The following is a 25,624-nucleotide window of genomic DNA, read 5'->3' as shown; positions in this document are numbered from 1 at the left end:
CGTCAAACAGGCAGCGCAGTTGTTTCTTTTAACTGTTCCATCACAAAACTGGCGGAGACATCCGCCAGATTTACGCGCTTGATCAGGCGTTGGTAAAACCGATCATACCCGGCCATATCGCGCACTTGCGCACGGATTAAATAATCCAAATCGCCAGACATGCGATAAGCGCCCAAAATTTCGGGCATTTCGCGCGTTGCACGGGCAAATTCAGCGAGCCAGTCTGGTTCATGGCGATTGGTGCGCACGGATATAAACACGGATAACCCCAGATCAACCGACGCTGCATCCAATATCGCCACGCGTTGTTTAATCACCCCTGCGGATTCGAGCGTTTTGATCCGCCGCCAACAGGCATTGCGCGATAATCCAACCGCCGCGCCTAAATCATCCAGCGATTGCCCCGCATCACGTTGCAATTGCGCCAGTATTTTCCGATCTAGTGTATTTATTTCCATAAGATTGATTATATCATGGGATAAAATCCCATCAAGTGAACATTTTTTGCAAACTTTGGGATATGTTTTGCGCAAGGCTGAGTATTCTGTTGGAAATTCTACAGGAGCATCCAAATGATACGCAAAATTTTCCTAGACCACCCGCAATCCGTTGATGAAAGTTACATTGAGCATTTCATGTTTGCATTGGGTTTTTCAATGAAATTGTTCGGTGCGGCGTTTGCGGCGTTGATCCATGCATTTGTACCTGTGGCCTGTGAAAAAACAGCGAGTAAAACCGTGGCCGCGCTTTATGCGAAAACACATAATCGGGGTGCGTGATTAATGCAAATTTGTGCGTGAAAACACGTTGATCACCAAGACACCCGCCATAATCAGCGCAAGCCCGACATAGGCCGGTGCATCAAGGTGTTGTTTGAAAAACACCAGACCGATCAATGTAATTAACACAATGCCAAGCCCCGACCAGATCGCATAAACGATCCCGATGGGCATGTAATTGAGCGTGAGTGACAGGAAATAAAACGCACCGGCAAAGCCGATCACAACGCCGATACTGGGGTAAAGCTTGGTAAATCCTTCGCTGGCCTTAAGGCTGGCCGTGCCGCAGGTTTCAAAAATAACTGCAACGATAAGATAGACATAATGTATCGGCATGGCACAATCCTTTGAGGTGATGCGCCAGAGTTGAAGCAAATTAAGCGATGGGTCAAGCGCGATCAGTTTAGCGCCCGATGTATCGATCCTTGCGATGGTTCACACCAATTATCAAGTTGGGGATCAAGGCACCCAAAACGGAGAGGGCGACCAAACTTGCATCTGCCAATATGAAAATCGCAAGGATAAAGAGGATCAGGTCAAAGCCCATCTGGATCCATCCCGCCTGTACGCCATATCGATCTTGTGCCCAAAGCGCGACGACCCCAACACCGCCCAATGATGCACCGTGGCGAAAAAACACAACCAGCCCAAGCCCTGCGCAACACCCGCCCAGAACCGCGCCCAAAATCGGGTTGAGTGCGTCAAATGAAACCAGATTCCCCATCTGATCCGCGCCAAAGGAAACCATCAATACCGCGATGAATGTTTTGATGGTAAAGCGCGGACCAAGCCGCAAATAGCCAAAGATGTAAAACGGTAGGTTGATCACAAAGAAAATCAACCCAAAGGAATAATCGCTGATATAGCTGAGCAAAACCGCAAGCCCCGCGGTTTGCCCTGTGATCAGGCCAAGTGCCGTGATGAATTGCATCGCGAGCGACATCAATAATGTACCAAGAACAAAGGCTTGGATATCCTCGTGCAGGCTATGATCGGTTTGTTTATGGGGTTCGTTTAGGGGCATTGTATTCATCCAAAAAGAAAGGGTCGCCGAAATCAGCGACCCTTCGTGTAATTCATCAAAGCAATGGTTTACATCGCTTTGTTCAGGTTCTCGTCGATTTTTTCCAAGAAACCTTCGGTTGTCAGCCAACCTTGATCTGGGCCAACAAGCAGTGCCAAATCTTTGGTCATGTGGCCGCTTTCAACCGTATCAACGATCACTTTTTCAAGCGTGTTGGCAAAGTCGTTCAACTGTGTGTTGTTGTCCAGTTTCGCGCGGTGCTTTAAACCACCAGTCCATGCGTAAATTGACGCGATAGAGTTGGTTGAGGTTGCTTCACCTTTTTGGTGCTGGCGATAGTGACGTGTCACGGTGCCGTGCGCGGCTTCTGCCTCTACGATTTTCCCATCGGGTGTCATCAATTGTGATGTCATCAGGCCAAGTGAGCCGTAACCCTGTGCCACTGTGTCGGACTGCACGTCGCCGTCATAGTTTTTACACGCCCAAACATATCCACCAGACCATTTCAACGCGGCCGCAACCATATCGTCGATCAGGCGGTGTTCGTAATGGATGCCTTTTTTCTTGAACTCGGCTTCGAATTCGTTTTCGTAAACTTCTTGGAAGATGTCTTTGAAACGACCGTCATACGCTTTCAAAATTGTGTTTTTGGTAGACAGGTAAACAGGCCAGCCAAGGTTCAGGCCATAGTTCAATGACGCACGTGCGAAATCATAGATCGACGCATCAAGGTTATACATACCCATGGTGATACCGGAAGAGGGCGCATCGAACATTTCTTTCTCGATGATTGTGCCGTCTTTGCCCTCAAACTTGATGGACAATTTGCCTTCGCCTGGGAACAAGAAATCGGTTGCTTTGTATTGGTCGCCATATGCGTGACGGCCCACAACAATTGGTTTTGTCCAACCTGGAACCAAACGCGGTACGTTTTTACAAATGATTGGCTGGCGGAAAATAACACCACCAAGAATGTTACGAATGGTGCCGTTTGGTGAACGGTACATGCGCTTGAGGCCAAATTCTTCGACGCGTGCTTCATCAGGGGTGATGGTCGCACATTTTACGCCAACGCCGTATTTTTTGATCGCTTCTGCCGCGTCCACGGTGATTTGGTCATCTGTGTCGTCGCGTGCTTCGATGCCAAGATCGTAATATTTCAGATCCAGATCCACGTATGGCAGGATAAGTTTGTCTTTGATAAATTGCCAGATGATGCGTGTCATCTCGTCGCCGTCAAGTTCGACGACTGGATTTTCTACTTTGATCTTGGTCATAGTAACCTCTGTTTTTGGAATCGGAATTGCGCGTTGTTTATCGTATAACGCCACGTAATGAAAGCGTGTATGCGAATGTATACCGTATGTTATTTGGCGGGCAGGTTCCCCACGAAATCAAGGGCTAGCCGCATCACTTGTCCGCGCCGTTCATCATCACCCATTAAATCGGGGTCTACATCCACCATGCCACCCATTGGGCGACCTGTGAATGCCATCGGGCTGACCCCGTCGATTTTCAATGCCTCTGCGTGATTATCCTTGCCCACACGAAACATGCCACCGCCTTTGTGCACGCCGCACAACATATTGCCGTTGAACATGAAACAGATGCCGCCGAACATCTTTTTCTCTTCCACACCTTGCAATGCGGTCAGATGATCGCGCAAAATTTGCGCCAGTCCTTCGTCATAGGCCATATCTGCCTCCTTGCCATCGCTTGACCCTAAATGTATCACGCGCATGGATAAATATGGAATGATTTAATGTCAGGTACAGATCACGCAAAGGATACGGGCTGGGGCGGGCCGCAACCGGTTTTTGTTTTGGTGGAACCCCAGATGGGCGAAAACATCGGGGGCGCTGCGCGGGCGATGTGGAATTTCGGGCTGGAACATATGCGCCTTGTAAATCCGCGCGATGGTTGGCCCAACCCCAAGGCCACCGCGATGGCCAGCGGGGCTGCGCGTGTTTTGGACAAGGTGGGTGTAACACAAACCACCGCTGATGCATTGTCGGATATGAATTTCACATTCGCCACCACCGCGCGTAGCCGTGATTTGACTAAGCCCGTGATGACACCCGAACGCGCAATGGAACATGCGCGCGCATTGATCGGGCAGGGGCAAAAGGTTGCCGTGATGTTTGGCCCTGAACGATCCGGTCTTGCCAATGATGATATCGTACAGGCCAATGCGCTGATTTCTGTGCCCGTAAACCCTGCATTTGCATCGCTTAATCTGGCGCAATGTGTATTGCTCACCGCATATGAATGGCGCCGTCAGGGCGATGCCACCCCGCCAGAGGTGGTCGAGCTGGCCGGTACAGATTTCGCCGAAACGATCGAGGTGCAAAAGCTGTTGGAACGCATGGAATCCGCGCTGCACGATGTGAACTTTTTCTGGCCAGAGCATAAGGCCGAAAGCATGATATTGACCTTGCGCAATATGATGTCGCGCATGCCATTGACACAGGCCGATGTGCGCACATTTCACGGCATTATCAAAGCATTGGGTAAAAATAAGGACTAGGCGCGATTATCTGACGCTTGTCTGATTGAAAACAACCCCCTAAGTTTGCCAATAACGGAGGCAATCATGAGTAAACCGCGTAGCATTTTTGAAGAGGTCGCAACCGACAAACCCGTGGCGAGCGCGCCAAAAGGTGGGCATATCGACGGGGGGCGTAATTCATGGCGCAAACCTGCATCAATCTGGATGCTGATCTTGTTTGCGATGGTTGTTTGCATGATTGTTGTGGGTGGTTTGACGCGCCTAACCGACAGTGGGCTTTCAATTACCGAATGGAAACCCGTGACGGGTGCGATGCCGCCAATGAATGCAGCGGACTGGGACAGCGAATTTAGCAAATACAAGGCAACGCCTGAATATCAACTGGTCAATCACGCAATGGAATTGTCCGAATTCAAATTCATCTATTGGTGGGAATGGGGCCATCGCCAATTGGGGCGTTTGGTTGGGCTGGTCTGGGCCGTGGGGGCGTTGTTTTTCATCGCAACCAAACCCATTCCACGTGGTTGGAAATTTCGGTTTTTGATCATTGGTTTGCTGGGTGGATTACAAGGATTCATTGGCTGGTGGATGGTTTCATCAGGGCTGACGGGGCGCATGGTTGATGTGGCATCTTACCGATTGGCGACCCATCTGGGGCTGGCGTTTATTATCCTTGGCACATTGATGTGGTTCGTATTTCAGTTGCGGCGCAATGAAATGGAGCTGTTCCAAGCGCGGCGAAACAGCGATACGCGTTCCGCAACTTGGGCCAAAATCCTGTTGATCGCGGTGTTTGTCCAAATCATCCTTGGCGCATTGGTTGCGGGCATTGATGCGGGGCGCGGGTATATCGATTGGCCAATGATGAATGGTGAAATTTTACCAAGCGAGAGTTTTGATTACGAACCGATGTGGAAAAATTTCTTTGAAAATCCAGCGCTGGTGCAATTCAACCACCGCATGTTGGGCTACGCCGTTATGGCGCTTGCGATTTTTGCGTGGTTCAAAAGCCGCGCATCGGCGCTAACGGCCGTCAAAGGCGCGTTTAACGTCGTGATCGTCGCCATCATTTTGCAAATGATCCTTGGCATCACCACCGTATTATACGCAGCCCCTTGGCAGGTTGCGATCCTGCACCAACTGGGCGCAGTCGCGGTTGTGTGCTTGATACTGCGCGCATTGTTTGTGGCGATGTATCCAGCGACGCAGAAGTTGCGGTGAGGGGGAGTTTTTACTGCGCCCACTTCGGCGCGCGTTTCTCGATAAACGCGGCAATTCCTTCGGCGGTTTCTTGGTACATCATGTTTTGCACCATCACATCGGCGGCGTAATCGTATGCCGCGTCTACTGGCATTTGGGCTTGGTTATAAAACGCTTGTTTGCCGATTTTCACCACCGAACCCAGCTTTGCCGCAACGGTTTGCGCCAATTCCATTGTCGCAGCGTCCAGATCATCATATGCGACCGCACGATTGATCAGGCCGATTTTTTCTGCCTGTTCCGCGTCAATAAATTTACCAGTGGTCAACATTTCAAACGCCTGTTTGCGTGGCACATTGCGTGACAGCGCCACCATGGGCGTGGAACAGAACAAGCCGATATTGACACCATTCACGCCAAATCGTGTATCATCCGCCGCCACAGCCATATCGCATGTGGCAACCAATTGGCACCCGGCGGCCGTGGCAATGCCATGTGCCTGTGCGATCACGGGTTGGGGCAGGGATTGGATGGTTAACATCAGCTTGGCACATCGCGCAAACAGATCGGCAAAATAGGCCTTGCCGCCATCAGCGCCACTGCGTGCAGCTGTCATTTCCTTGAGGTTGTGACCTGCGCAAAATGCCTTGCCCGCGCCGCGCAGGATCACCGCGCGAATTTTTGGGTTTTGTGCGATGTCGTCAAACGCATTTTGCAACGCCGCCAACATATCATCAGACAGCGCGTTCAATGATTTTGGCGTGTTCATCGTAAGGGTCGTAACGTTACCACTGTCTTGGCGTAACAAAATGTCTAGGCTCATGGGGAAATCCTCGCTATCACAATCGCAATAGAAAAAAGGTGGCATATGAAACCCGTAATGACAATCCAAGAGATGACAGATTTCTTGGCCAAAGTGTTCCCACAAATCGCTGCTGATTTTGAGATTATCCATATGGATGGCGAAACCGTTGATGTACGCATGAATGTCAAAGAACGCCACCTGCGCCCAGGTAATACGGTATCAGGCCCATCCATGTTTGCGCTGGCTGATGTGGCCTATTACATCGCTACGATGGCGCGGATTGGGCCAGAGGCGCTGACCGTCACAACCAATTGTTCCATTGATTTTATGCGCAAACCCGCACCGAGCAATATGATCGGCAAGGCGCGGGTGCTGAAGCTGGGCAAAACCCTGTCTGTGGGGGATGTGATGCTTTATAGTGAGGGGATGGATGAACCTGTGGCACATGCAAACCTGACATATGCCATTCCGCCTGCACGAAAATAGGGGTAATATTTGGGGTATTATTATACCTATTTTATAACCCATTGTTTTTAATTAATTATTTCGGATAAATGTGCATTGACTGTGCATTTAAAACCCTTAAAAGCCCCATATCAGTTTCAAGCGCGATAACGCGCGACAAATCTATGGGAATGACTCATGAAAACTTTTTCAGCGACACCAGCTGATATTGATAAAAAATGGTTTATCATCGACGCCGAAGGCGTGGTGTTAGGCCGTTTGGCATCAATCATCGCTTTCCGCCTGCGCGGAAAACATAAACCATCTTTCACACCATCAATGGATATGGGCGACAATATTATCGTTATCAATGCCGACAAGGTACAGATGACAGGTAAAAAACGCACAGACAAAATCCACTACTGGCACACTGGTTACCCAGGTGGGATCAAATCCCGCACTGCTGGCCAAATCTTGGAAGGTAAATTTCCAGAGCGCCTATTGGAAAAAGCTGTGCAACGTATGTTGCCAGGTGGCCCATTGAGCCGCAAACAGATGACAAACTTGCGCATCTATGCGGGCACAGAGCATGGTCACGAAGCACAAAACCCAGAAGTTCTGGACGTAAAAGCCATGAACCCTAAAAATACGCGGAGCCAATCATGAGCGACGATATCAAATCATTGGACGATCTGAAGGACGCAGTTGCAGAATCTGCAGTTGTTGTTGAAGAAACCATCAAACGCGAACCAGTGCGCGACGCATTGGGCCGTTCATACGCAACAGGCAAACGTAAAGATGCGGTTGCTCGTGTATGGATCAAACCTGGTTCAGGCAAAGTGACCGTAAACGGCAAAGAGTTGAACAAATATTTTGCACGCCCTGTGTTGCAAATGATTTTGGCACAACCGTTTAGCGTTGCTGGCGTAACTGGCGAATTCGACGTGATGGCAACTGTTAAAGGTGGCGGTCTGTCTGGCCAAGCTGGCGCGGTTAAGCACGGTATTTCAAAAGCGTTGCAATTGTACGAACCATCATTGCGCGCACCATTGAAAGCGGCTGGGTTCCTAACCCGTGACGCACGTGTTGTTGAGCGTAAGAAATACGGTAAAGCCAAAGCGCGTAAGAGCTTCCAGTTCTCAAAACGTTAAGTTTTACACATTTATTGGACAAGGGCTGGCGTTTGCTGGCCCTTTTCTTTTGCAGTGGCGAAAAGATAAACCATGCCTAGGCGTTGTAATTTGGAATTATCTGGTGTCTAATTTTTTCATTATTTTGGATAAGGGAATTGAATGAAATGACATATTTCACAGCACTTTTTAGACGAGCAGTGATTGTGGCTATCGGTATGAATGCGGCAAATATTGCAGTTGCTGCAGATAAATATGACGGTGTTTATCGACCTGTAGGGCAAATGTTCGAGGGCTGGGACTGTATCACGATTGGACAGGATGGCGGGGCAATAGCAATCAAGAATAATGTGGTTTATGGTATAGAAAACAATTGCAAACTTACAAATCCTGTAAACGTAAACGGTATGACCGCTACGTTGTATGACGCGAATTGTGCAGGTGAAGGCAACACATGGCGCAGCCGCGTTATGATAATGAAAGCCGATTTTGGATTGTATTATATATCGGATCAGTTTGTCGCCAGTTGGCAAAATTGTCCGTCGCGCTAATCAAGTTTGATGCGTTGTGTTGCTATGTAATGCTGTTTTTGGCGATGGGGCCAAATGGTTTTGCAGTGGCGAAAAGATGAGATTTGGGGTATAACCCCTTCAAAACAATAACAGACGCAGAGCGCAGACAGGCATGACAAACCCCCGCAAACGATTGCTGTGCATTATTGCACATGAACCGCTGTTTGAAATTTGCTATCCTATTTTAACGCGGTTGAAACAACGCGATAATATTGATCTGGATGTGGTGATTTCATCTCGTCTTTTGCGTATAGACCCCCGTTATCATGATATTTTCCGTGAACAAGGATTGTCACCCACGCCGATGGGGCGTTTGCGTATGGAACTGGGCATGTTCAGACGGATCGCACGTGCCGATGCGGTTTTCAGCCATGGTGATTTATTGGCCAAACCCAGCAAACATGGATTTCGCGATAAATTCGCCGCACGGGTTGGAACCAAATCAATATTTATTCAGCACGGGCTGGTGCAACAACGGGTCAATTGGCCCGATGAGGCCATGCCAAAGGTGCAATACCATTCCGAAAAACTCCTGTTATGGGACAAGGTAAACCATTGGGAACATTCATTTTATGATGATGACATTATGCAAAAGGCATCTGTTGTCGGCTTTCCCAAGAAAAGCCTGTTCCCAACACGTAAATTCAACGAAACATTTATGAAATTTGCGCAAAAATTTGAACATCGATTGTTGATCTGCGCGAACTTTCACGAAGATTTCCGCCTGACAGAGGGTGACAAAAACCGATTTTACAAATTGCTGGATGATTTTTGCACACGCAATCCAAAAACACTGGTAATTTATCGGCCACATCGGGGTCGTCAAAATGACGCGGAAAAATCTGCGATGGATTCAATTTTATCGAAGCATTTCAATATCGTAGTGTCCGATCGTCACGCAGGTGATTTTAAATATTCAACCATCAACGATTGTCTTGAAATCTGTGATTTTTGTATTTCGCACAGTTCAACCGCAGTGCTGGATGCGGTATATTTTGGCGTGCCAACGGCCGTGTTGCAAAATCAATGGCTGCCTTTGGAAATATTACCACAAATCAATGGCTTGGGCGACATAGATGATTTTATAAAATCACCAAAACAAGCAGAAACCGCGCGTCAAAAACTTGTGCAATATTACGGTGAAACCGCTGCAAATCTGGATCGTGCAAGTGTTGCGATTGAAACGTTTTTAAACAATGCATAAGCGCGGCAAAATTCACCTTGTGTCATGGTATTGTTACGCTACTGTTTTATATCGCTAGGACATTAATTTTTCGGTAGATGACAATGGGCAAACATCAATCTTTTGGACGCGAAATTAGTTATGCCAGTTCCGCGAAATCACGCAGTGGACGCGCATTCATTCGCACGATGGAAAACCTGACAGGGCGGCCTAAGCTTTTGAAAAAAGCTCTGGGTTATGACCAAGACGTCGCCAATGGCAAAGATTTTTGGGAAGTGATGGTCAAACGCTATGACGTGTCGCTTGATTTCGTTGGTGGCGGTTTGGATAAAATCCCATCATCGGGCCCTGTGATCGTGATCGCAAACCACCCATTTGGCATTTTGGATGGTTTGGTTTTAGGGCATTTGATGTCCCAAACCCGCAAAGATTTTCGCATTCTTGCACATCGCGTATTTAACAAGAGCGAAGAGCTTAACAAAATCATTCTACCGATTAGCTTTGATGAAACCAAAGAGGCGGTGAAGCAAAACCTGCAAACCCGCAAAGAAGCGATTGATTATCTTAGCCATGGGGGATGCATTGGTATTTTCCCAGGCGGGACGGTATCAACATCTGCGCGCCCTATGGGGCAGGCGATGGATCCTCAGTGGCGCAATTTCACCGCAAAGCTGGTGCAAAAATCTGGTGCTGCGGTTGTGCCGGTTTATTTTGATGGATCAAACAGCCGGTTGTTTCAAATCGCAAGCCACGCCAATTACAATTTGCGCATGGCGTTGTTGATCCGCGAATTTAAAAAACGCATTCGGAAATCCGTGCCAGTGGTGATTGGTGATCCAATTGAACAACACACATTGGCAAAATATCGTGATAACCCAACGGCAATGATGGAATTCCTGCGCAAAGCGACCTATAGCTTGTCGCCAACACCGCTGGGCAATTATGACCACGGTTTTGAATTCGAGGATCATTATCGCTAGATGCCTGTTGGGATTTTTGACAGTGGTTTGGGTGGGCTGACCGTTCACCAAGCAATCCAAACGCGCCTGCCTGATCAGCCATTGGTTTATTATGGTGATAACGCGTATGCGCCATATGGTGTGCGCGATGCCGATGATATTTTTCGCCTGACATGTAATGCAACAGAGCGGCTCTGGGACGAGGGGTGCGATCTGGTGATTTTGGCCTGTAACACGGCCAGTGCTGTGGCGTTAAAACGGATGCAAGAAACGTGGTTGCCCGCAGATAAACGCGTGCTTGGTGTGTTTGTCCCGATGATCGAGGCGGTAACCGAACGCAACTGGGGCGATAATTCCCCGCCACGCGAAGTGGATGTGAAACAAGTTGCATTATTCGCAACCCCCGCAACCGTTGCCAGCCGCGCGTTTCAACGTGAATTGGCGTTTCGCGCCATTGGCGTGGATATCGAGGCACAGCCCTGTGCAGGGTTGGTGGACGCGTTGGAAGACAATGATATGGAATTAGCAGAGGCGCTGGTTGAAAGCCATGTTGCCGCATTAAAACGCCGCATGCCAAACCCACAGGCGGCGGTATTGGGATGCACCCATTATCCGATTTTGCGCGATGCGTTTCAAGCGGCATTGGGTGACACGGTTCAGGTTTACGCCCAAGGCACAATTGTTGCCAAAAGCCTTGCCGATTATTTGGCGCGTCATCCCCATATGGCCGGCGATGGGCGCGATGGTGGTTTTCTAACCAGCGGTGATGCGGCGAAAGTATCCCTTGCGGCGACCCGATTTTTGGGCAAGAAAATCACATTCCAAGCGGCCTGATTGCGCCGAGCGCAAAAATCGCCTATTCCCGCTTTAAACACAGGATAAATCACATGGCACAGCCAAAAAATATCGCAATTCTTGGGGCATCTGGATACACGGGCGCGGAATTGGTGCGCTTGATAGCAACGCATCCGATGATGGATATTGTGGCGCTCAGCGGTGAGCGTAAGGCGGGCATGGAAATGCGCGATGTGTTTCCCCATTTGCGACACTTGGATTTGCCAAGTTTGGTAAAAATCGAGGATATCGATTTCACGGATGTTGATCTGTGCTTTTGCGCATTGCCACATGCAACCAGTCAGGCCGTGATCAAAGAATTGCCAAAGGATATGAAAGTGGTGGATTTATCCGCTGATTTTCGTCTGCGCGACCCAGAGGTTTATGCAAAATGGTATGGCGGCCAACATGATGCGTTGGATATTCAGGCCGAGGCGGTTTATGGTCTGACGGAATTTTACCGTGATGACATCAAAAACGCACGCGTCGTTGCGGGCACAGGGTGTAACGCGGCAACGGGGCAATATGCTTTGCGCCCATTGATTGCGGGTGGTGTGATTGATCTGGATGATATTATCATTGATCTTAAAACGGGTGTCAGCGGTGCAGGGCGTTCATTGAAAGAGCCATTCTTGCACGCTGAATTATCTGAAGGAGCGCACCCATATGCCATCGGCGGCACACATCGCCATTTGGCCGAGTTTGACCAAGAGTTTAGCGCCATCGCAGGGCGCGAGGTGAAGGTTCAATTCACACCCAACCTGTTGCCTGCAAACCGTGGGATTATCGCAAATGTTTATGTAAAGGGCGATGCCCAAACGATTTACGATACACTTGTCGCGGCCTACGCCGATGAACCGTTTATCGAAATGTTGCCCTTTGGCACGGCGCCAAGTACCCGCCATGTGCGTGGTTCAAATTATTGCCATATCGGTGTGACCGGTGATCGGATCGCGGGGCGTGCAATTGTGATTGCCGCACTTGATAATTTGACCAAAGGATCATCAGGCCAAGCCATGCAAAACGCCAATCTGATGTTAGGATTGCCAGAAGAAATGGGCCTTCAATTGGCCCCATTGTTCCCATAATGGCGGTTGGTCTGAAAAAACGGCGTCGGATACAGTTGATCATCATCGGCTTTGTTTTGATGGCGCTGGCGACGGTTGTGATCGGCTATGCCATGCGTGATGGGATTGCGTTTTTTCGCAGCCCAACACAGGTGATGGAAGAACGCCCAAAATCCAGTGAAGTGTTTCGCATTGGTGGTTTGGTCGAAGAGAATAGCATTCGCCAATCGGGTGAAACATATTCATTCAGTGTGACAGATGGCGGTGCATCGGTTCCCGTGACCTATCGCGGAATTTTGCCTGATCTGTTCGACGAGGGGCAGGGCATGATCGGTACGGGTCGACTTATCGGTGGGATTTTCGTTGCCGATGAAATTTTGGCGAAACATGATGAAAACTACATGCCCAAAGAGGTAGCAGATGCGCTCAAAGAACAGGGCGTGTATCGACCGAACGGTGAATAGTTAATATATTTAACTTTTGCAGGAATCCTTATCACACGGCGGGGTGATAGGTGAAAAATGCAAACTGTTGATGAAATTGCCAAAGAAATCGTTGCCCGCGAGGGCGGATATGTGAATGACCCCGACGATCCAGGCGGGGCGACAAAATATGGTGTCACCATCCATACCATGCGCCGATTGGGTCTGGATTTGGATCGTGACGGCGATATTGATACGCGTGATGTGCAAAAGCTGACCCGCGCCCAAGCCGAAGATATTTTCAAAAAACACTATTACCAAAAGCCCAAGATTGATCAGTTGCCCCAACCGTTGCAGGCGTCTGTATTTGATATGTATGTAAATGCAGGGGGCAATGCGGTGAAAATTCTGCAACGCTTGTTGCGTGAATTTGGTGAAGATGTTGGTGTGGATGGTGCACTTGGTCCCCAAAGCATTGGTGCAACCGCGCGGATTTTTCGACGCGCACCTGAACATCTGGTGGATGCCTATGGCATTGCGCGGCGCAATTATTATTACAAATTGGCCGACGGGCGCAAAGCATCGCGCAAATATGCCAATACACGTAGCGGCGCCAAAGGTGGCTGGATCAAACGCGCCGAAGAATTCATATCCGCGCACTATCATTTCACCGCGACACAACATTCACAAAGGATTTCAAAATGGGTTTGATTGGCAAAATTTTGGGTGTGGGCAAGGCCGTGGAACGTGTCGGGCGTACCGCCGAACGCGTGAGCGAGGTATTCGTGCCCAACAAAACCGAAAAGCAAAAACAAGAATATCAACAGTATCGTGCAAGCCTTGATCAATACGCACAGGAATTTACGCTTGCGCCGATGGGTTTGTTCAACAGCTTTGTGAATGGGTTAAACCGTTTGCCGCGCCCGATGCTCGCCTTTGGCACGATGGGGTTGTTTGTGTTTGCAATGATCAATCCAGCGGCGTTTAGCCTGCGTATGGTTGGCTTGAACCAAGTGCCCGAGCCGTTGTGGTGGTTACTGGGTGCAATCGTTTCGTTTTATTTTGGGGCGCGGGAAATGCATCATTTTCGATCTAACACTATAAAAATACCGCAAAATTTAGCGCCCATGGCGTCGTTTTTACCGATGATACAAGATGGCGCGCTTGATCCTGATTATAACGCTGCGTTAGAGGATTGGCGCAAGCAACAGAAATAGCCAAACAGATTTGACATTGCATCGAAATTTGCGCCAACTGTGCGCAAATACAGGGCAGCACCAAAGGGAGCCGTTATGCAATATTCTGAAATCCTCTATGCGGTGGAAAATGACATCGCAACGATCACGTTGAATAAACCAGAAGCGATGAACGGTTTGACCACACAGATGCGTGCCGAATTGTTACACGCATTTCGCCGCGCCCCGAGCGAAGCACGCGTGATCGTTTATACTGGTGCAGGACGCGGGTTTTGTTCTGGCCAAGATTTGGGTGATGCGGGCAATGTCGATGACATCGAATTGGAAGGCACGCTTCGCGACGAATATGAACCATTGTTGCGTGCCATTTATGACTGTCCTGTTCCTACGATCGCGGCGGTGAATGGCCCCGCGGCGGGGGCTGGTGCCAACTTGGCATTGGCTGCCGATGTGGTCATTGCCGCGCAAACGGCCGTTTTCATGCAGGCATTCACCCGTATCGGATTGATCCCAGATGCGGGTGGCACATATTGGTTGCCCCGTCAGGTTGGATTTTCACGCGCAATGGGCGCAGCATTATTTGCAGAAAAGATCGACGCAAAACAGGCCGAGGATTGGGGCATGATCTGGCAAGCCGTGCCAGATGATGAATTCATGGATGTGGTCAATGCCCGTTCGCACCAATTGGCCACAGGCCCAACAGAGGCATATCGATTATTGAAAAAGGCGATGCGTTTGTCATTCGATCAAACATTGGATCAACAATTGGAATCAGAGGCACATTTGCAAGGCAAAGCAGGGCGCACGCGCGATTTCAAAGAAGGTGTGATGGCATTTTTGGAAAAACGTTCTGCGAAATACGAGGGGCGTTAACCGCCACGATTATCAAACGAAAAAGGCCGCTGAATTTCAGCGGCCTTTGTTTTTGTGATTAGCGTTTCGCCAAATCGACGTAATCGCGATTTGTGGCACCTTTGTACAACTGACGCGGACGACCGATTTTCAATTTTGGATCTGCAATCATTTCTTGCCACTGTGCAATCCAACCAACGGTGCGCGACAATGCAAAGATTGGCGTGAACATTGATGTTGGGAAACCCATCGCAGACAAGATGATACCAGAGTAGAAATCCACGTTTGGATACAGCTTTTTCTCTACGAAATAGGGGTCTTCCAATGCGATGCGTTCCAGCTCTTTGGCGACCTTCAACGTTTCGTTGTTTTCGATACCAAGCAAGCCCAACACTTCGTCAGCGGATTCTTTCATCACTTTGGCGCGTGGGTCAAAGTTTTTGTAAACGCGGTGACCAAAACCCATCAAGCGGAATGGATCGCTCTTGTCTTTGGCGCGAGCCACGTATTCTGGGATACGATCAACCGTGCCAATTTCCTTGAGCATTGTAAGTGCCGCTTCGTTTGCGCCACCATGTGCAGGGCCCCACAAACAGGCGATGCCTGCTGCGATACATGCAAATGGGTTCGCACCAGAAGAACCGGCCAAACGCACAGTTGACGTTGATGCGTTTTGTTCGTGATCTGCGTGCAACGTGAAAATGCGATCCATTGCTTTGGACAGGATCGGGTTCACTTCGTATTCTTCGGCAGGAACCGCAAAACACATACGCAAGAAGTTGGACGCATAATCCAGATCATTGCGCGGTGAAACAAATGGCTGACCCACAGAGTATTTATAGGCATATGCCGCAATCGTTGGGATTTTTGCGATCATACGAATGGATGCAATTTCGCGCTGTTTGGCATCGGAAATATCCGTGCTGTCGTGATAAAACGCAGACAATGCGCCAACCACACCACACATAATCGCCATTGGGTGGGCATCGCGACGGAAACCGCGGAACAAATGCTGCATCTGATCGTGCAACATTGTGTGATTTGTGATTTTATCTTCAAAAGTTTCAAGCTGTGTTGTCGTTGGCAATTCACCGTAGAGCAACAAATAACACACTTCTAAATAATGCGACTGCGCGGCCAGTTGATCAATCGGATAACCGCGATACAACAATTCACCTTTGCCACCGTCGATATATGTGATGGTTGAATCACACGATGCAGTGGATGTGAAACCAGGGTCATAGGTGAAAACACCCGCTTGGCCATAAAGTTTGGTAATATCCAAAACATCTGGGCCTGCAGATGGTGAATAGATTGGCAGATCAACCTTATTATTATCAATTATTAATGTAGCAGAACGTTCGTTGTCGGACATTTTTAACCTTCCCTTTTGTCTGGGCACCAGGCGTGCCCGCATCCATTCCATCTTAAACTAGAATGCGCTTCCTCTTGCGCGTTCCGTTGCCTGTTGGCGTTACACGGAACTTTCTTCTAGTCGTGCGATGGTTTCATCACGACCAAGTAACAACATCATGTCAAAAACAGATGGCGATACTGTCTTGCCTGATAAAGCGGCACGTATTGGCTGTGCCAGCTCACCAAGTTTCAAATTTTCACTCTCGGCGAATGTCTTTGAAGCTTGCATCAAGCTTTCATGGTTCCAGCTAGCATCTTGTATCGCGGTGGTCAATCGTTTCAGTATACCTTTGGATACTGAATTGAGGATTTCCATTGATTTTTCGTCTTTTTCAATGGGGCGGTGCGACAATATGAACGCTGCTTTTTCCAAAACATCAGGTAGTTTTTTTGACCGCTCGCGCAAATAGGGCATCGCGCGTTTTAAATCATCTGTTTGTTGCTCAGTGAGCATCGGCAGGTTGGCAGCACTCATATAACCCAGCACCGCATCTGTCAGTGTTTGATCATCCGCAATTTTGATATGATGCGCCGAAACATTATCCAGTTTTTTGAAATCAAGACGTGATGGTGATTTGCCCATACCGTTGAAATCAAACCACTCAATGGCTTGCTCTGTGCTGAACAATTCGTCATTGCCGTGGCTCCAGCCCAAACGCGCCAGATAATTGCGCATGGCTTCGGGCATGTAACCCATGGCCGCGTATTCTTCGACACCTGTCGCGCCGTGGCGTTTCGACAGCTTTTTGCCATCCTCGCCGTGGATCAGCGGGATATGGGCAAACACGGGGATATCCCATCCCATTGCTTTGTAAATCAAACTTTGGCGCCCAGCGTTGATCAAATGATCGTCGCCGCGAATAACATGGGTGACACCCATATCGTGATCATCAACCACAACGGCCAACATATATGTTGGCGTGCCATCGGATCGCAACAGGATCAAGTCATCAAAGCTGCTCGCGGCCCAAGATACTTTTTTCTGCACCATATCTTTGATTGCAACGCCACCTTCGCGTGGGGCGCGCAGGCGAATAACGAATGGCGCATCGGGGTGATCTGCGGGATCAGCATCGCGCCATGGGCTAGGGAACGGGTTTTGATGTCCGTCCTCGCGGGCCTGTTCACGATATGCTTCGATTTCTTCTTTGGTTGAAAAACATTTATATGCGCTGCCATTTGCCAGCATTTCATTTGCCACGGCGCGGTGGCGTTCTGCGCCCGCAAATTGGCTGGTCGGTTCTTCGTCCCATTCAAGCCCAAGCCACGCCAAACCATCCAGAATCGCCTGTGCGGCGGCAGGGGTGTAACGCTCGCGATCCGTGTCTTCGATCCGCAGCAAAAATTTACCACCCTTGGCACGTGCATAAAGCCAGTTAAACAACGCCGTGCGTGCGCCGCCGATGTGCAAGTAACCAGTGGGTGATGGGGCAAAACGGGTGACGACCTGTGGGGTGGACATGGAATATTAACCTCTTGGAAACCAACGTGAGTGTAGCATTTCCTTGTCTTTAGGCAATTGACGCAAAGGTGACAAGTGATGTGAACGCGTTGGGAATAATATCCGAAATTGCGGCGCAACGTAATCGTGCGCTTTTGTGGTTTCCCGTCTTTTTGGGCGTTGGGATATACATCTATTTTTCGCTGATGGTTGAACCGACATTTGTGTTGGTTCAAGGGCTTTGCATTGGCGCTGTGATCGCAACTGTTTTGGGTTTTATTTGGCATCATCCACTGCGTTGGGTGATCTTTGTTTGTGTTTGGGTTGTGATCGGTTTTTTGTTGGGGAGCGTTCGCGCTCATTCTGTTGCCGCACCGGTATTGGGCTGGCGCTATTACGGCGACATATCGGGGCAGGTGGTTGCAATTGATCGTTCTGCATCCAACAAACAACGCATCACATTGGCGGTGGATAAAATGGGCAAAATATCAAAACCGCGCACCCCCAAATATGTGCGTGTTTCGCTCCATTCCAAGGATGATAACTATGTGCCAGCGGCGGGCGATGTGATCCGCGTGATTGCCAATGTTGCACCACCGTCACCGCCAAGCGAACCTTATGGTTTTGATTTTCAGCGCCGCTCTTGGTTTCATCAATTGGGGGCGGTGGGATATTCGCGCAAAACGGTGGAAATATTGGATCGGGGTGCCGGGCGCGGGTTTCAATTTCAGATATTTAAAACTCGAATGGCGTTGTCATCCTATATCCAATCGCATGTGGGTGGCGCGGCGGGTGCATTTGCCAGTGCGATTTTAACAGGGGATCGCGCCAATATTGACCCCAGCGATTTACACGCGTTACGCAAATCAAATCTTGCGCATTTGCTGGCGATTTCGGGATTGCACATGGGGTTATTGACCAGTGTGGTTTTTGCCATCGCGCGTTATTCGCTTGCGCTTTGGCCGTGGTTCAATCTGCGCATCAAAACCAAGAAAATCGCGGCTATTTTGGCATTGCTGGCGGGGGCAAGCTATCTGATGTTGTCAGGATCGGCCGTGGCCACGCAACGTGCGTTTATTATGGTGTCTGTCATGTTGGTTGCGATATTGCTTGATCGCCCTGCCATATCACTGCGTGCCGTGGCAATTGCGGCGGTGATCATTTTATCGCTCTGGCCTGAAAACCTGATGGAGCCTGGATTTCAGATGTCATTCGCCGCAACCATTGCATTGATTGTCTGTTTTGATGGGCTGAAACATATTCCATTTTGGCGTGCGATGGGGCGTGGTGGAATGAGGTTCTTGCAACCAGTTTTGGGATTGTTAATCTCATCCTTGGTGGCGGGTTTTGCGACGGCTCCATTTGCGGCCTATCATTTTAATCAGGTCGCGCATTACGGATTGATCGCAAATATGTCGACCCTGCCGATCATGGGAATGGTGGTGATGCCTTCGGCGGTATTGGCGGCGATATTTGCACCCTTTGGGTTGGACGGGGTGCCATTTTGGATTATGGGACAGGGGATTGATTGGATATTATCCGTGGCCAATTGGGTGTCCAACTTACCCGGTGCCGTGTCACGCGTACCGGACGCTGGGCCATACGCATTGCCGTTCATTGCGCTTGGCGCAATTGGCATCATCATGTTTTCCAAAACATTGCGTATGTTAGGTGTGGTTGCTTGTCTGTGTGGGGGCGTGTTTTGGAAAATTGCACCGCGCCCTGATATTTTGGTGTCCCATGATGGGCGTCTTGTTGGCGCGATGTCACCCCAAGGGCGGATGTTAAACCGCAAACGTGGGAGCGGTTATGCCGCAACGAACTGGTTGGAAAATGATGGTGATCTGCGCGCACGTGAAAACACATTGATTTCAGGCGATCCTGATTTGATTTATTACACGCTTGCGGGGCAAAAAATCACGTATCTTTGGGATACAAAATCGACATTTGAACAATTGGCGGGGCATTGCGATAGCGCGGCAATTGTTTTGGCCCCTAAATGGAAAGAGGATGCGCCAAAGGGGTGCACATTTTTCGGCTATTACGATTTTCGCGATATGGGTGCTTTGGCGTTTGAGGATAAAAACGGTGTGCTCAATGTAAAAACCGCACGCCAATCGGTTGGCATGCGGGTTTGGAATAATCAACGGCGCGGGTTTAAGCGCAGAAATTAATAGGTGCGGATCAACCCCACCAAACGCCCCTGAATTTTCACCTGATCATCGCGATATACGCGGGTTTCATAGGCAGGGTTCGCCGCCTCAAGCGCGATGGCAGATCCGCGTTTGCGCAGACGTTTTAGTGTCGCTTCTTGATCTTCGACCAAGGCCACAACAATTTCACCGTTATCGGCATCCGATTGTTCATTAATCACGACGATATCACCATCATTGATACCCGCATCAATCATTGAATCACCCTTCACCTCAAGCGCGTAATGACGCCCCGCGTTACGCAACATATCACTGGGAACGGATACATTATTGGCAACCTGTTGAATGGCCTCGATCGGGGTACCCGCCGCAATGCGCCCCATCACGGGCAAGTTCATGGCATGAACAGCCTCAATCGGTAATGCTGCGGCAGGTGGTGTTGGTGCGTTACCTTCGATCACACGGGGCTGAAAGCCACCGCCATCCATGCTTTCGGGAAGGCGCATAATTTCAATCGCACGTGCACGATGGGGCAGACGGCGGATAAATCCGCGTTCTTCCAATGCGGTAATCAGGCGGTGAATGCCCGATTTTGAGCGTAAATCAAGCGCCTCTTTCATTTCATCAAAGCTGGGCGGAACACCGTCTTTTTTCAAACGTGTGTGGATAAATTCAAGCAAATCCAATTGTTTACGTGTTAACATTGTTGCGCCTCACCCTGTTATGTATCTGTTATGTTCCACTCTGTTCTATAAGCGTTCTTGATTTGTGTCAATTATTGCTTTGAAAAAAGTTAACAAGCGCTAAATCAATTGCGCAACAGCATCATAGATCAGTTTAAGCCCTGTCATGGTTAACAAAACGTAAGCAACGCGCATGAATTGTTCTTGTTTCAGACGTTTATGCAAAAATATCCCAACAAAAACACCAAATGGCACCATCGGGAGCAAAAGCGCACTGATCGGTAGTGTATCCCAATTGATCTGACCAAAGGCGATATAGGGTGGGAGCTTCATCCAATTCACCACCGCAAAGAAAAACCCAAACGTGCCGACAAATTCGCTTTTGTGAAGATTTTGATTAAGCAAAAACGCCCGTACTGGTGGCCCGCCGGCATGGGCCAGATGGCTGGTAAATCCAGATACCGCAGCAAAGGCAAAGCCCCATTTCATATCCAGCCGTCCACCCCAATCGGGCAGGTATTTTTTACCATAATAAATCGCGGCAAACCAAAGCGCGATACAGCCCACCATTAGGCGGACAAAATTGGGATCAACCACGCCAAAGGCAAGTGATCCCAGCCCAATGCCCAAAATGGCACCCGGTATCATCAACAAAAAATACTGTTTTTGAAAATGATTGCGATAGGTCCATAAATTGGTGGTATCAATCACGATCAATATCGGAAGCAATATGCCAGCGGCCACAGCGGGTGGTACAAACAGCGAAAGCATCGGCACGCCAAGGGAACCAAAACCTGCGGCCAATCCCACCTTGGACACCCCCGTCAGGAATACCATGATCGCGGCAATTACGAAAAATGCGATGGGCAATTCCATCAGAGCGGCACAAATTGCACATCATCACCCGCGGACAATGCGCCTTGGTTTGGCGGGCGGATCATCAATGCGTTGGCCGCTGTCATCACAGACAGCAAAGAGCTGTCTTGACGTTCAAACGGGGTACAGATGTTTTGCCCATCAGTGATTTCGCAATGTGCACGCATATAATGGCTTCGCGGGCCGTTGGCGGGCAAATCGATACCAAGCGTTGCGGTTTGTGTGGCGAGCGCCGCGCGGGGCAGGCCAAGCATGGCGCGAATGGCAGGGATCAAAAACACATAGCCACAAACCAGCGAACTCACGGGATTTCCCGGCAGGCCAATCAACGGTGTCCCTTTGTATCGCCCTGCCATCAATGGTTTGCCCGGGCGCATTGCGACCTTGTAAAATTCGGTATCTAGCGTGCCATCGGCGGCCATTTTGCCCATCAAATCATGATCGCCCACAGATGCACCACCAAGGGTGACAATCAAATCTGCACCCTCGCACAGGTCCAGAACCGTTGTCAGGCTGTCCATATCATCACGTGCGATCGGCAACAGGCGGGCGGTGGCACCATGGGATTCAATCAATGCCTTTAGCCCGAAATTGTTTGAGCTGATGATTTGATCCTGATTTGGCGTTTCGCTTGGGTGGACCAGTTCATCACCCGTGGCAACCAGCGCGATCACGGGTTTGCGATAGACGGGCAATTCATTCACATTCATCGTCGCAATCAATGCAATATTGGATGGGGTTAGGGGCGTTGGCGCATCAATGGTGGAACCAGCGCGAAAATCACCACCAGCGGGGCGAATGTAATGGGCGGTATCGATATCGGGGTTAACGGTGATGACATTGCCGCTACGGGTGCAATCCTCTTGGATCAAAATCCGATCGGCACCTTCGGGCACGGGCGCGCCTGTGAAAATGCGCACGCATTGTCCCGCTTTGATGGTGCCATCAAACCGATTGCCCGCAGCGGATTCACCGATCACCAATAGTTGTGCATAAGGATCAAGCTCGCCCGATTTCACGGCATAACCATCCATTGCGGATGACGCAAACGGGGGCTGGTCGCGTTTCGCGATGACAGGTTGCGCCAAGACCCGCGCAGTTGCATCACGAATTTCGATTGTTTCGATATCTGTTGGGGAAAGTAATGCTAAAACCTGCGCTAGCGCTTCGTCAACGGATATCACAGCTTTGCCTCGTAACGCCCTGATTTGCCGCCATCTTTCAATATCACGCGAATGTCGGTGATGGTCATATCCTTGTCCACGGCCTTGACCATGTCATAAACCGTAAGGGCTGCGATATTGACGGCGGTGAGCGCTTCCATTTCCACGCCAGTTTGACCTGTGGTTTTCACGGTGGCGGTGATGTCCACGCAATTTTCATCGCGATTTACATCCAAATCCACAGACACCTTGGTGATGGGTAACGGATGGCACAGCGGGATCAGATCAGGCGTCTTTTTCGCCCCCATAATCCCTGCAAGACGCGCAATGCCCAAAACATCACCCTTTTTGGCGGTGCCATCGGCAATCATGGCGAGCGTTTCTGGGCGCATCACAATACGCCCACTGGCGGTGGCGATACGCGCGGTGATGTCTTTGTCGGACACATCAACCATATGCGCCGCACCACTTGCATCAAAATGGGTCAGTTTATCACCCATCACGCGGCCAACACAGGGTTTGCCAGCAATGTTTTGGTGGCGAGGGTGACGTCGTCTTGGCGCATCAAACTTTCACCGATCAGAAAGCTTCGCGCGCCAACAGCGGCCATTTGGGCCATGTCATCGGGTGTGAATATCCCGCTTTCGGTTACCATATGGCGATCCGCAGGCACGTTTTTGGATAATTCACGTGTGGTATCCAGTGTCACATCAAATGTTTTCAGATTGCGGTTGTTGATGCCCAACAGCGGCGATTTAAGGTTTAACGCGCGGTCAAGTTCAGCGCGATCATGCACCTCTAACAACACATCCATACCCCATTCGAATGCACATGATTCCAATTCCGCCGCCTGTGCATCGCTGACGGATGCAAGAATGATCAAAATACAATCGCCACCCCATGCGCGGGCCTGGGCGACTTGATAGGTGTCATACATGAAATCTTTGCGCAATGCGGGCAGGGTACAGGCATCGCGTGCTTGGGTAAGATATTCAGGTGCACCTTGAAAACTAGGCGTATCGGTGAGGACGGATAGACAAGTCGCCCCACCAGCGGCATAGGCGCTTGCCAATTTTGCTGGTTCAAAATCAGGGCGGATCAAACCCTTGGACGGGCTGGCCTTTTTGATTTCAGCGATCAGTCCATAACCAGATTTAGATGCCTTAAACAATGCATTTGCAAATCCGCGTGTGGGTGATGCCGCTTTCGCTTGTTGTTCCAATTCACTGAAAGGTAACGCTTTTTTCTGATCTGCAACCTCTTGTAATTTATAGGTTTTGATCTTTTCTAAAATGTCGGCCATTTATGATGCTGCCTTTGATGTAAATTCAGCCAATGCGGATAGCTTTTGTTTCGCAGCGCCTGAATCGATGCTTTCGCGTGCCAATTCAACCCCTTCTTTTAGCGTAGAAACCTTATCCGCCACCACCAATGCGGCGGCAGAATTAAGCAACACTGCATCGCGATATGCCGATTGTTCACCGTCCAGCAATGCGCCAAACGCAACGGCGTTTTCATCAGGTGTGCCGCCCAAAATATCCTTGAACGGATGCACAGGCAGGCCAGCATCGGATGGGTGAATTTCACGCTCAGTAATCTCGCCATTTTCCAATGCGGCCACGGCGGTGGTGCCAGCGATTGAAATTTCGTCGGTGCCATCGGAGCCGTGCACAATCCACACCTTTTCCGATCCCAATTCCTTGAGCGTTTCCGCCATTGGGAAAATCAAATCAGGGGCAAATGCGCCTGTAAGTTGGCGTTTCACACCCGCAGGATTGGTCAGCGGCCCAAGGATGTTGAAAATGGTTTTACAGCCCAGTTCAACGCGTACTGGCATTACATGTTTGATCGCAGGGTGGTGCATGGGTGCCATCATAAAGCCAATGCCAATATCGGAAATGGCGCGTTCCACAACATCAGCACCAACCATCACATTCACACCCAGTGCAGAGAGCGCATCAGATGCGCCCGATTTTGATGACAGATTGCGATTGCCGTGTTTAGCCACGGTCACACCCGCACCCGCGGTCACAAACGCAGTGGCGGTGGATATGTTCAATGTGCCCATGCCATCACCACCGGTGCCAACGATATCCATCGCACCAGCGGGTGCATTCACGGGGGAACATTTGGCGCGCATCACTTCGGCGGCGGCGGCATATTCGGAAACGGATTCACCACGCGCACGCAGCGCCATCAACAATCCACCCATTTGCGCAGGTGTTGCGGTGCCCTCGAACAGATGCATGAATGCTTGTTTCGCCTGTGCACGGCTTAACGGCCCTTCGGAGGCGGCGAAAATTAAGGGCTTCATTGCGTCGCTCATGCGGGAACCTTTACTGTATCAAGAAAATTTTTCAGCATTTTGTGCCCGTGTTCGGATGCAATGCTTTCAGGGTGGAATTGCACGCCGTGAATGGGCAATTCACGATGTTGCAGCCCCATAATTGTGCCATCTTCCAACCATGCGGTTACTTCCAAACAATCGGGCAGTGTATCGCGATCAACGATCAGGGAATGATAACGGGTTGCCTCAAACGGGCTTGGCAAATCTTTGAACAGCGATTTTCCGTTATGATGCATCGTGCCCATTTTGCCATGCACGATTTCACCGCAACGCACGACATTGCCGCCAAATGCCTGACCAATGGTTTGATGCCCCAAACACACACCAATCAGCGGTGTTTTTGTTTCGGCTGCGGCCGCTGTCATTGCCAAACAAATGCCCGCCTGATCGGGGTCACATGGGCCAGGGGATAGCATGATCGCACTGGGGTTCAGCGCCATTGCGGCTTGCACATCCAGTTCGTCATTGCGCTTAACCACAACCTCTGCGCCCAGTTCGGACAGATAGTGTACAAGGTTATATGTAAAGCTGTCGTAATTATCTATTAACAGAAGCATGTCACGGTTCCA

Annotated in this window: 31 protein-coding genes; 16 read left to right on the top strand and 15 right to left on the bottom strand. The window is 49.8% G+C overall.

Annotated features, from left to right (window positions below):
* Nucleotides 1–2: 2 nt before the first annotated feature.
* A complete protein-coding gene (locus BFP76_RS10930; protein WP_099594093.1) occupies nucleotides 3–458 on the bottom strand; it encodes an Lrp/AsnC family transcriptional regulator in 456 nt (151 codons plus the stop codon).
* Between the two features lie 114 nt (nucleotides 459–572).
* Between BFP76_RS10930 and BFP76_RS10925 the strand changes: the two genes are divergently transcribed.
* On the top strand, nucleotides 573–779 hold the full coding sequence (locus BFP76_RS10925) for a DUF6356 family protein (RefSeq protein WP_099593567.1): 207 nt from the start codon (nucleotides 573–575) through the stop codon (nucleotides 777–779).
* On the opposite strand, the gene BFP76_RS10920 is transcribed toward BFP76_RS10925, so the two are convergent.
* The 4 genes from BFP76_RS10920 to BFP76_RS10905 all read right to left on the bottom strand — a co-directional run bounded on the left by BFP76_RS10920 (nucleotide 780) and on the right by BFP76_RS10905 (nucleotide 3,499).
* Nucleotides 780–1,115: a DMT family transporter gene (locus tag BFP76_RS10920; RefSeq protein WP_099593565.1), complete on the bottom strand. Its 336-nt coding sequence runs from the start codon at nucleotides 1,113–1,115 to the stop codon at nucleotides 780–782.
* Between the two features lie 67 nt (nucleotides 1,116–1,182).
* Nucleotides 1,183–1,803: a YitT family protein gene (locus tag BFP76_RS10915; protein ID WP_099593563.1), complete on the bottom strand. Its 621-nt coding sequence runs from the start codon at nucleotides 1,801–1,803 to the stop codon at nucleotides 1,183–1,185.
* Between the two features lie 68 nt (nucleotides 1,804–1,871).
* Nucleotides 1,872–3,080 carry an NADP-dependent isocitrate dehydrogenase gene (locus BFP76_RS10910; protein WP_099593561.1) on the bottom strand — a complete coding sequence of 403 codons (1,209 nt, stop codon included), beginning with the start codon at nucleotides 3,078–3,080 and terminating at the stop codon, nucleotides 1,872–1,874.
* An 89-nt stretch (nucleotides 3,081–3,169) separates the two neighbouring features.
* Nucleotides 3,170–3,499, bottom strand: coding sequence for a TfoX/Sxy family protein (locus BFP76_RS10905; RefSeq protein ID WP_099593559.1), 330 nt, complete (start codon nucleotides 3,497–3,499; stop codon nucleotides 3,170–3,172).
* 66 nt (nucleotides 3,500–3,565) lie between these two features.
* On the opposite strand from BFP76_RS10905, the gene BFP76_RS10900 reads away from it, so the two are divergent.
* Entirely contained in the window at nucleotides 3,566–4,330 is a 765-nt protein-coding gene (locus tag BFP76_RS10900) for an RNA methyltransferase (RefSeq protein WP_099593557.1), read from the top strand.
* Nucleotides 4,331–4,396: 66 nt separating this feature from the next.
* Nucleotides 4,397–5,533 carry a heme A synthase gene (gene ctaA / locus BFP76_RS10895; protein WP_099593555.1) on the top strand — a complete coding sequence of 379 codons (1,137 nt, stop codon included), beginning with the start codon at nucleotides 4,397–4,399 and terminating at the stop codon, nucleotides 5,531–5,533.
* A gap of 10 nt (nucleotides 5,534–5,543) precedes the next feature.
* Here ctaA and BFP76_RS10890 read toward each other — a convergent pair whose 3' ends face one another.
* Nucleotides 5,544–6,335 carry an enoyl-CoA hydratase gene (locus tag BFP76_RS10890; protein WP_099594091.1) on the bottom strand — a complete coding sequence of 264 codons (792 nt, stop codon included), beginning with the start codon at nucleotides 6,333–6,335 and terminating at the stop codon, nucleotides 5,544–5,546.
* A 45-nt stretch (nucleotides 6,336–6,380) separates the two neighbouring features.
* On the opposite strand from BFP76_RS10890, the gene BFP76_RS10885 reads away from it, so the two are divergent.
* The 12 genes from BFP76_RS10885 (at nucleotide 6,381) to BFP76_RS10830 (ending at nucleotide 14,997) form a co-directional block, all read left to right on the top strand.
* A complete protein-coding gene (locus BFP76_RS10885; RefSeq protein ID WP_099593553.1) occupies nucleotides 6,381–6,803 on the top strand; it encodes a PaaI family thioesterase in 423 nt (140 codons plus the stop codon).
* Between the two features lie 156 nt (nucleotides 6,804–6,959).
* Entirely contained in the window at nucleotides 6,960–7,427 is a 468-nt protein-coding gene (gene rplM, locus BFP76_RS10880; protein WP_099593551.1) for a 50S ribosomal protein L13, read from the top strand.
* Complete coding sequence (gene rpsI / locus BFP76_RS10875; RefSeq protein ID WP_099593548.1) at nucleotides 7,424–7,912, top strand: 30S ribosomal protein S9; 489 nt, start codon at nucleotides 7,424–7,426, stop codon at nucleotides 7,910–7,912. Before rplM ends, rpsI begins: the two co-directional genes overlap by 4 nt.
* A gap of 146 nt (nucleotides 7,913–8,058) precedes the next feature.
* Nucleotides 8,059–8,442, top strand: a complete 384-nt coding sequence (locus BFP76_RS10870; protein ID WP_133117429.1) for a hypothetical protein — start codon at nucleotides 8,059–8,061, stop codon at nucleotides 8,440–8,442.
* A 133-nt stretch (nucleotides 8,443–8,575) separates the two neighbouring features.
* Complete coding sequence (locus BFP76_RS10865) at nucleotides 8,576–9,667, top strand: hypothetical protein (protein ID WP_099593544.1); 1,092 nt, start codon at nucleotides 8,576–8,578, stop codon at nucleotides 9,665–9,667.
* 83 nt (nucleotides 9,668–9,750) lie between these two features.
* Complete coding sequence (locus BFP76_RS10860) at nucleotides 9,751–10,626, top strand: lysophospholipid acyltransferase family protein (protein WP_099594089.1); 876 nt, start codon at nucleotides 9,751–9,753, stop codon at nucleotides 10,624–10,626.
* Nucleotides 10,627–11,439, top strand: a complete 813-nt coding sequence (locus tag BFP76_RS10855) for a glutamate racemase (protein ID WP_099593542.1) — start codon at nucleotides 10,627–10,629, stop codon at nucleotides 11,437–11,439.
* A 53-nt stretch (nucleotides 11,440–11,492) separates the two neighbouring features.
* Complete coding sequence (gene argC / locus BFP76_RS10850; RefSeq protein WP_099593540.1) at nucleotides 11,493–12,527, top strand: N-acetyl-gamma-glutamyl-phosphate reductase; 1,035 nt, start codon at nucleotides 11,493–11,495, stop codon at nucleotides 12,525–12,527.
* Nucleotides 12,527–12,970 carry a cytochrome c maturation protein CcmE gene (gene ccmE / locus BFP76_RS10845; protein ID WP_099593538.1) on the top strand — a complete coding sequence of 148 codons (444 nt, stop codon included), beginning with the start codon at nucleotides 12,527–12,529 and terminating at the stop codon, nucleotides 12,968–12,970. Before argC ends, ccmE begins: the two co-directional genes overlap by 1 nt.
* Nucleotides 12,971–13,027: 57 nt before the next feature.
* The gene (locus tag BFP76_RS10840) at nucleotides 13,028–13,639 is read left to right on the top strand and encodes a holin-associated N-acetylmuramidase (RefSeq protein ID WP_099593536.1); all 612 of its coding nucleotides are present in this window, start codon (nucleotides 13,028–13,030) and stop codon (nucleotides 13,637–13,639) included.
* A complete protein-coding gene (locus tag BFP76_RS10835; protein WP_099593535.1) occupies nucleotides 13,630–14,145 on the top strand; it encodes a holin family protein in 516 nt (171 codons plus the stop codon). Before BFP76_RS10840 ends, BFP76_RS10835 begins: the two co-directional genes overlap by 10 nt.
* A 75-nt stretch (nucleotides 14,146–14,220) precedes the next feature.
* Nucleotides 14,221–14,997, top strand: coding sequence for an enoyl-CoA hydratase-related protein (locus BFP76_RS10830; RefSeq protein ID WP_099593533.1), 777 nt, complete (start codon nucleotides 14,221–14,223; stop codon nucleotides 14,995–14,997).
* A gap of 58 nt (nucleotides 14,998–15,055) precedes the next feature.
* On the opposite strand, the gene gltA is transcribed toward BFP76_RS10830, so the two are convergent.
* Together gltA and gltX are read right to left on the bottom strand one after the other, a co-directional pair.
* The gene (gene gltA / locus BFP76_RS10825) at nucleotides 15,056–16,351 is read right to left on the bottom strand and encodes a citrate synthase (RefSeq protein ID WP_099593532.1); all 1,296 of its coding nucleotides are present in this window, start codon (nucleotides 16,349–16,351) and stop codon (nucleotides 15,056–15,058) included.
* A gap of 99 nt (nucleotides 16,352–16,450) precedes the next feature.
* The gene (gene gltX, locus BFP76_RS10820) at nucleotides 16,451–17,854 is read right to left on the bottom strand and encodes a glutamate--tRNA ligase (RefSeq protein WP_099593530.1); all 1,404 of its coding nucleotides are present in this window, start codon (nucleotides 17,852–17,854) and stop codon (nucleotides 16,451–16,453) included.
* A gap of 80 nt (nucleotides 17,855–17,934) precedes the next feature.
* Between gltX and BFP76_RS10815 the strand changes: the two genes are divergently transcribed.
* Complete coding sequence (locus tag BFP76_RS10815; RefSeq protein WP_133117428.1) at nucleotides 17,935–20,007, top strand: ComEC/Rec2 family competence protein; 2,073 nt, start codon at nucleotides 17,935–17,937, stop codon at nucleotides 20,005–20,007.
* On the opposite strand, the gene lexA is transcribed toward BFP76_RS10815, so the two are convergent.
* The 7 genes from lexA to BFP76_RS10780 all read right to left on the bottom strand — a co-directional run bounded on the left by lexA (nucleotide 20,004) and on the right by BFP76_RS10780 (nucleotide 25,612).
* Entirely contained in the window at nucleotides 20,004–20,690 is a 687-nt protein-coding gene (gene lexA / locus BFP76_RS10810; RefSeq protein WP_099593526.1) for a transcriptional repressor LexA, read from the bottom strand. The genes BFP76_RS10815 and lexA overlap by 4 nt on opposite strands.
* Before the next feature lie 99 nt (nucleotides 20,691–20,789).
* Nucleotides 20,790–21,545 carry a sulfite exporter TauE/SafE family protein gene (locus tag BFP76_RS10805; protein ID WP_099593524.1) on the bottom strand — a complete coding sequence of 252 codons (756 nt, stop codon included), beginning with the start codon at nucleotides 21,543–21,545 and terminating at the stop codon, nucleotides 20,790–20,792.
* A complete protein-coding gene (locus BFP76_RS10800; RefSeq protein WP_099593522.1) occupies nucleotides 21,545–22,729 on the bottom strand; it encodes a molybdopterin molybdotransferase MoeA in 1,185 nt (394 codons plus the stop codon). The genes BFP76_RS10805 and BFP76_RS10800 overlap by 1 nt, the downstream gene beginning before the upstream one ends.
* Nucleotides 22,726–23,208 carry a cyclic pyranopterin monophosphate synthase MoaC gene (moaC, locus tag BFP76_RS10795; RefSeq protein WP_099593520.1) on the bottom strand — a complete coding sequence of 161 codons (483 nt, stop codon included), beginning with the start codon at nucleotides 23,206–23,208 and terminating at the stop codon, nucleotides 22,726–22,728. Before moaC ends, BFP76_RS10800 begins: the two co-directional genes overlap by 4 nt.
* Nucleotides 23,208–24,011: an indole-3-glycerol phosphate synthase TrpC gene (gene trpC, locus BFP76_RS10790; protein WP_099593518.1), complete on the bottom strand. Its 804-nt coding sequence runs from the start codon at nucleotides 24,009–24,011 to the stop codon at nucleotides 23,208–23,210. The genes moaC and trpC overlap by 1 nt, the downstream gene beginning before the upstream one ends.
* Nucleotides 24,012–25,034 carry an anthranilate phosphoribosyltransferase gene (gene trpD / locus BFP76_RS10785; RefSeq protein ID WP_099593516.1) on the bottom strand — a complete coding sequence of 341 codons (1,023 nt, stop codon included), beginning with the start codon at nucleotides 25,032–25,034 and terminating at the stop codon, nucleotides 24,012–24,014. It lies immediately after the preceding gene.
* On the bottom strand, nucleotides 25,031–25,612 hold the full coding sequence (locus BFP76_RS10780) for an anthranilate synthase component II (RefSeq protein ID WP_099593514.1): 582 nt from the start codon (nucleotides 25,610–25,612) through the stop codon (nucleotides 25,031–25,033). Before BFP76_RS10780 ends, trpD begins: the two co-directional genes overlap by 4 nt.
* Between the last annotated feature and the right edge of the window lie 12 nt (nucleotides 25,613–25,624).

Source organism: Paramylibacter kogurei (assembly GCF_002742285.1).
Classification (GTDB): Bacteria; Pseudomonadota; Alphaproteobacteria; order Rhodobacterales; family Rhodobacteraceae; genus Amylibacter; species Amylibacter kogurei.
The sequence above is the reverse complement of the archived record's forward strand: the minus strand, read 5'-3'. Positions and strand labels throughout refer to the sequence as shown.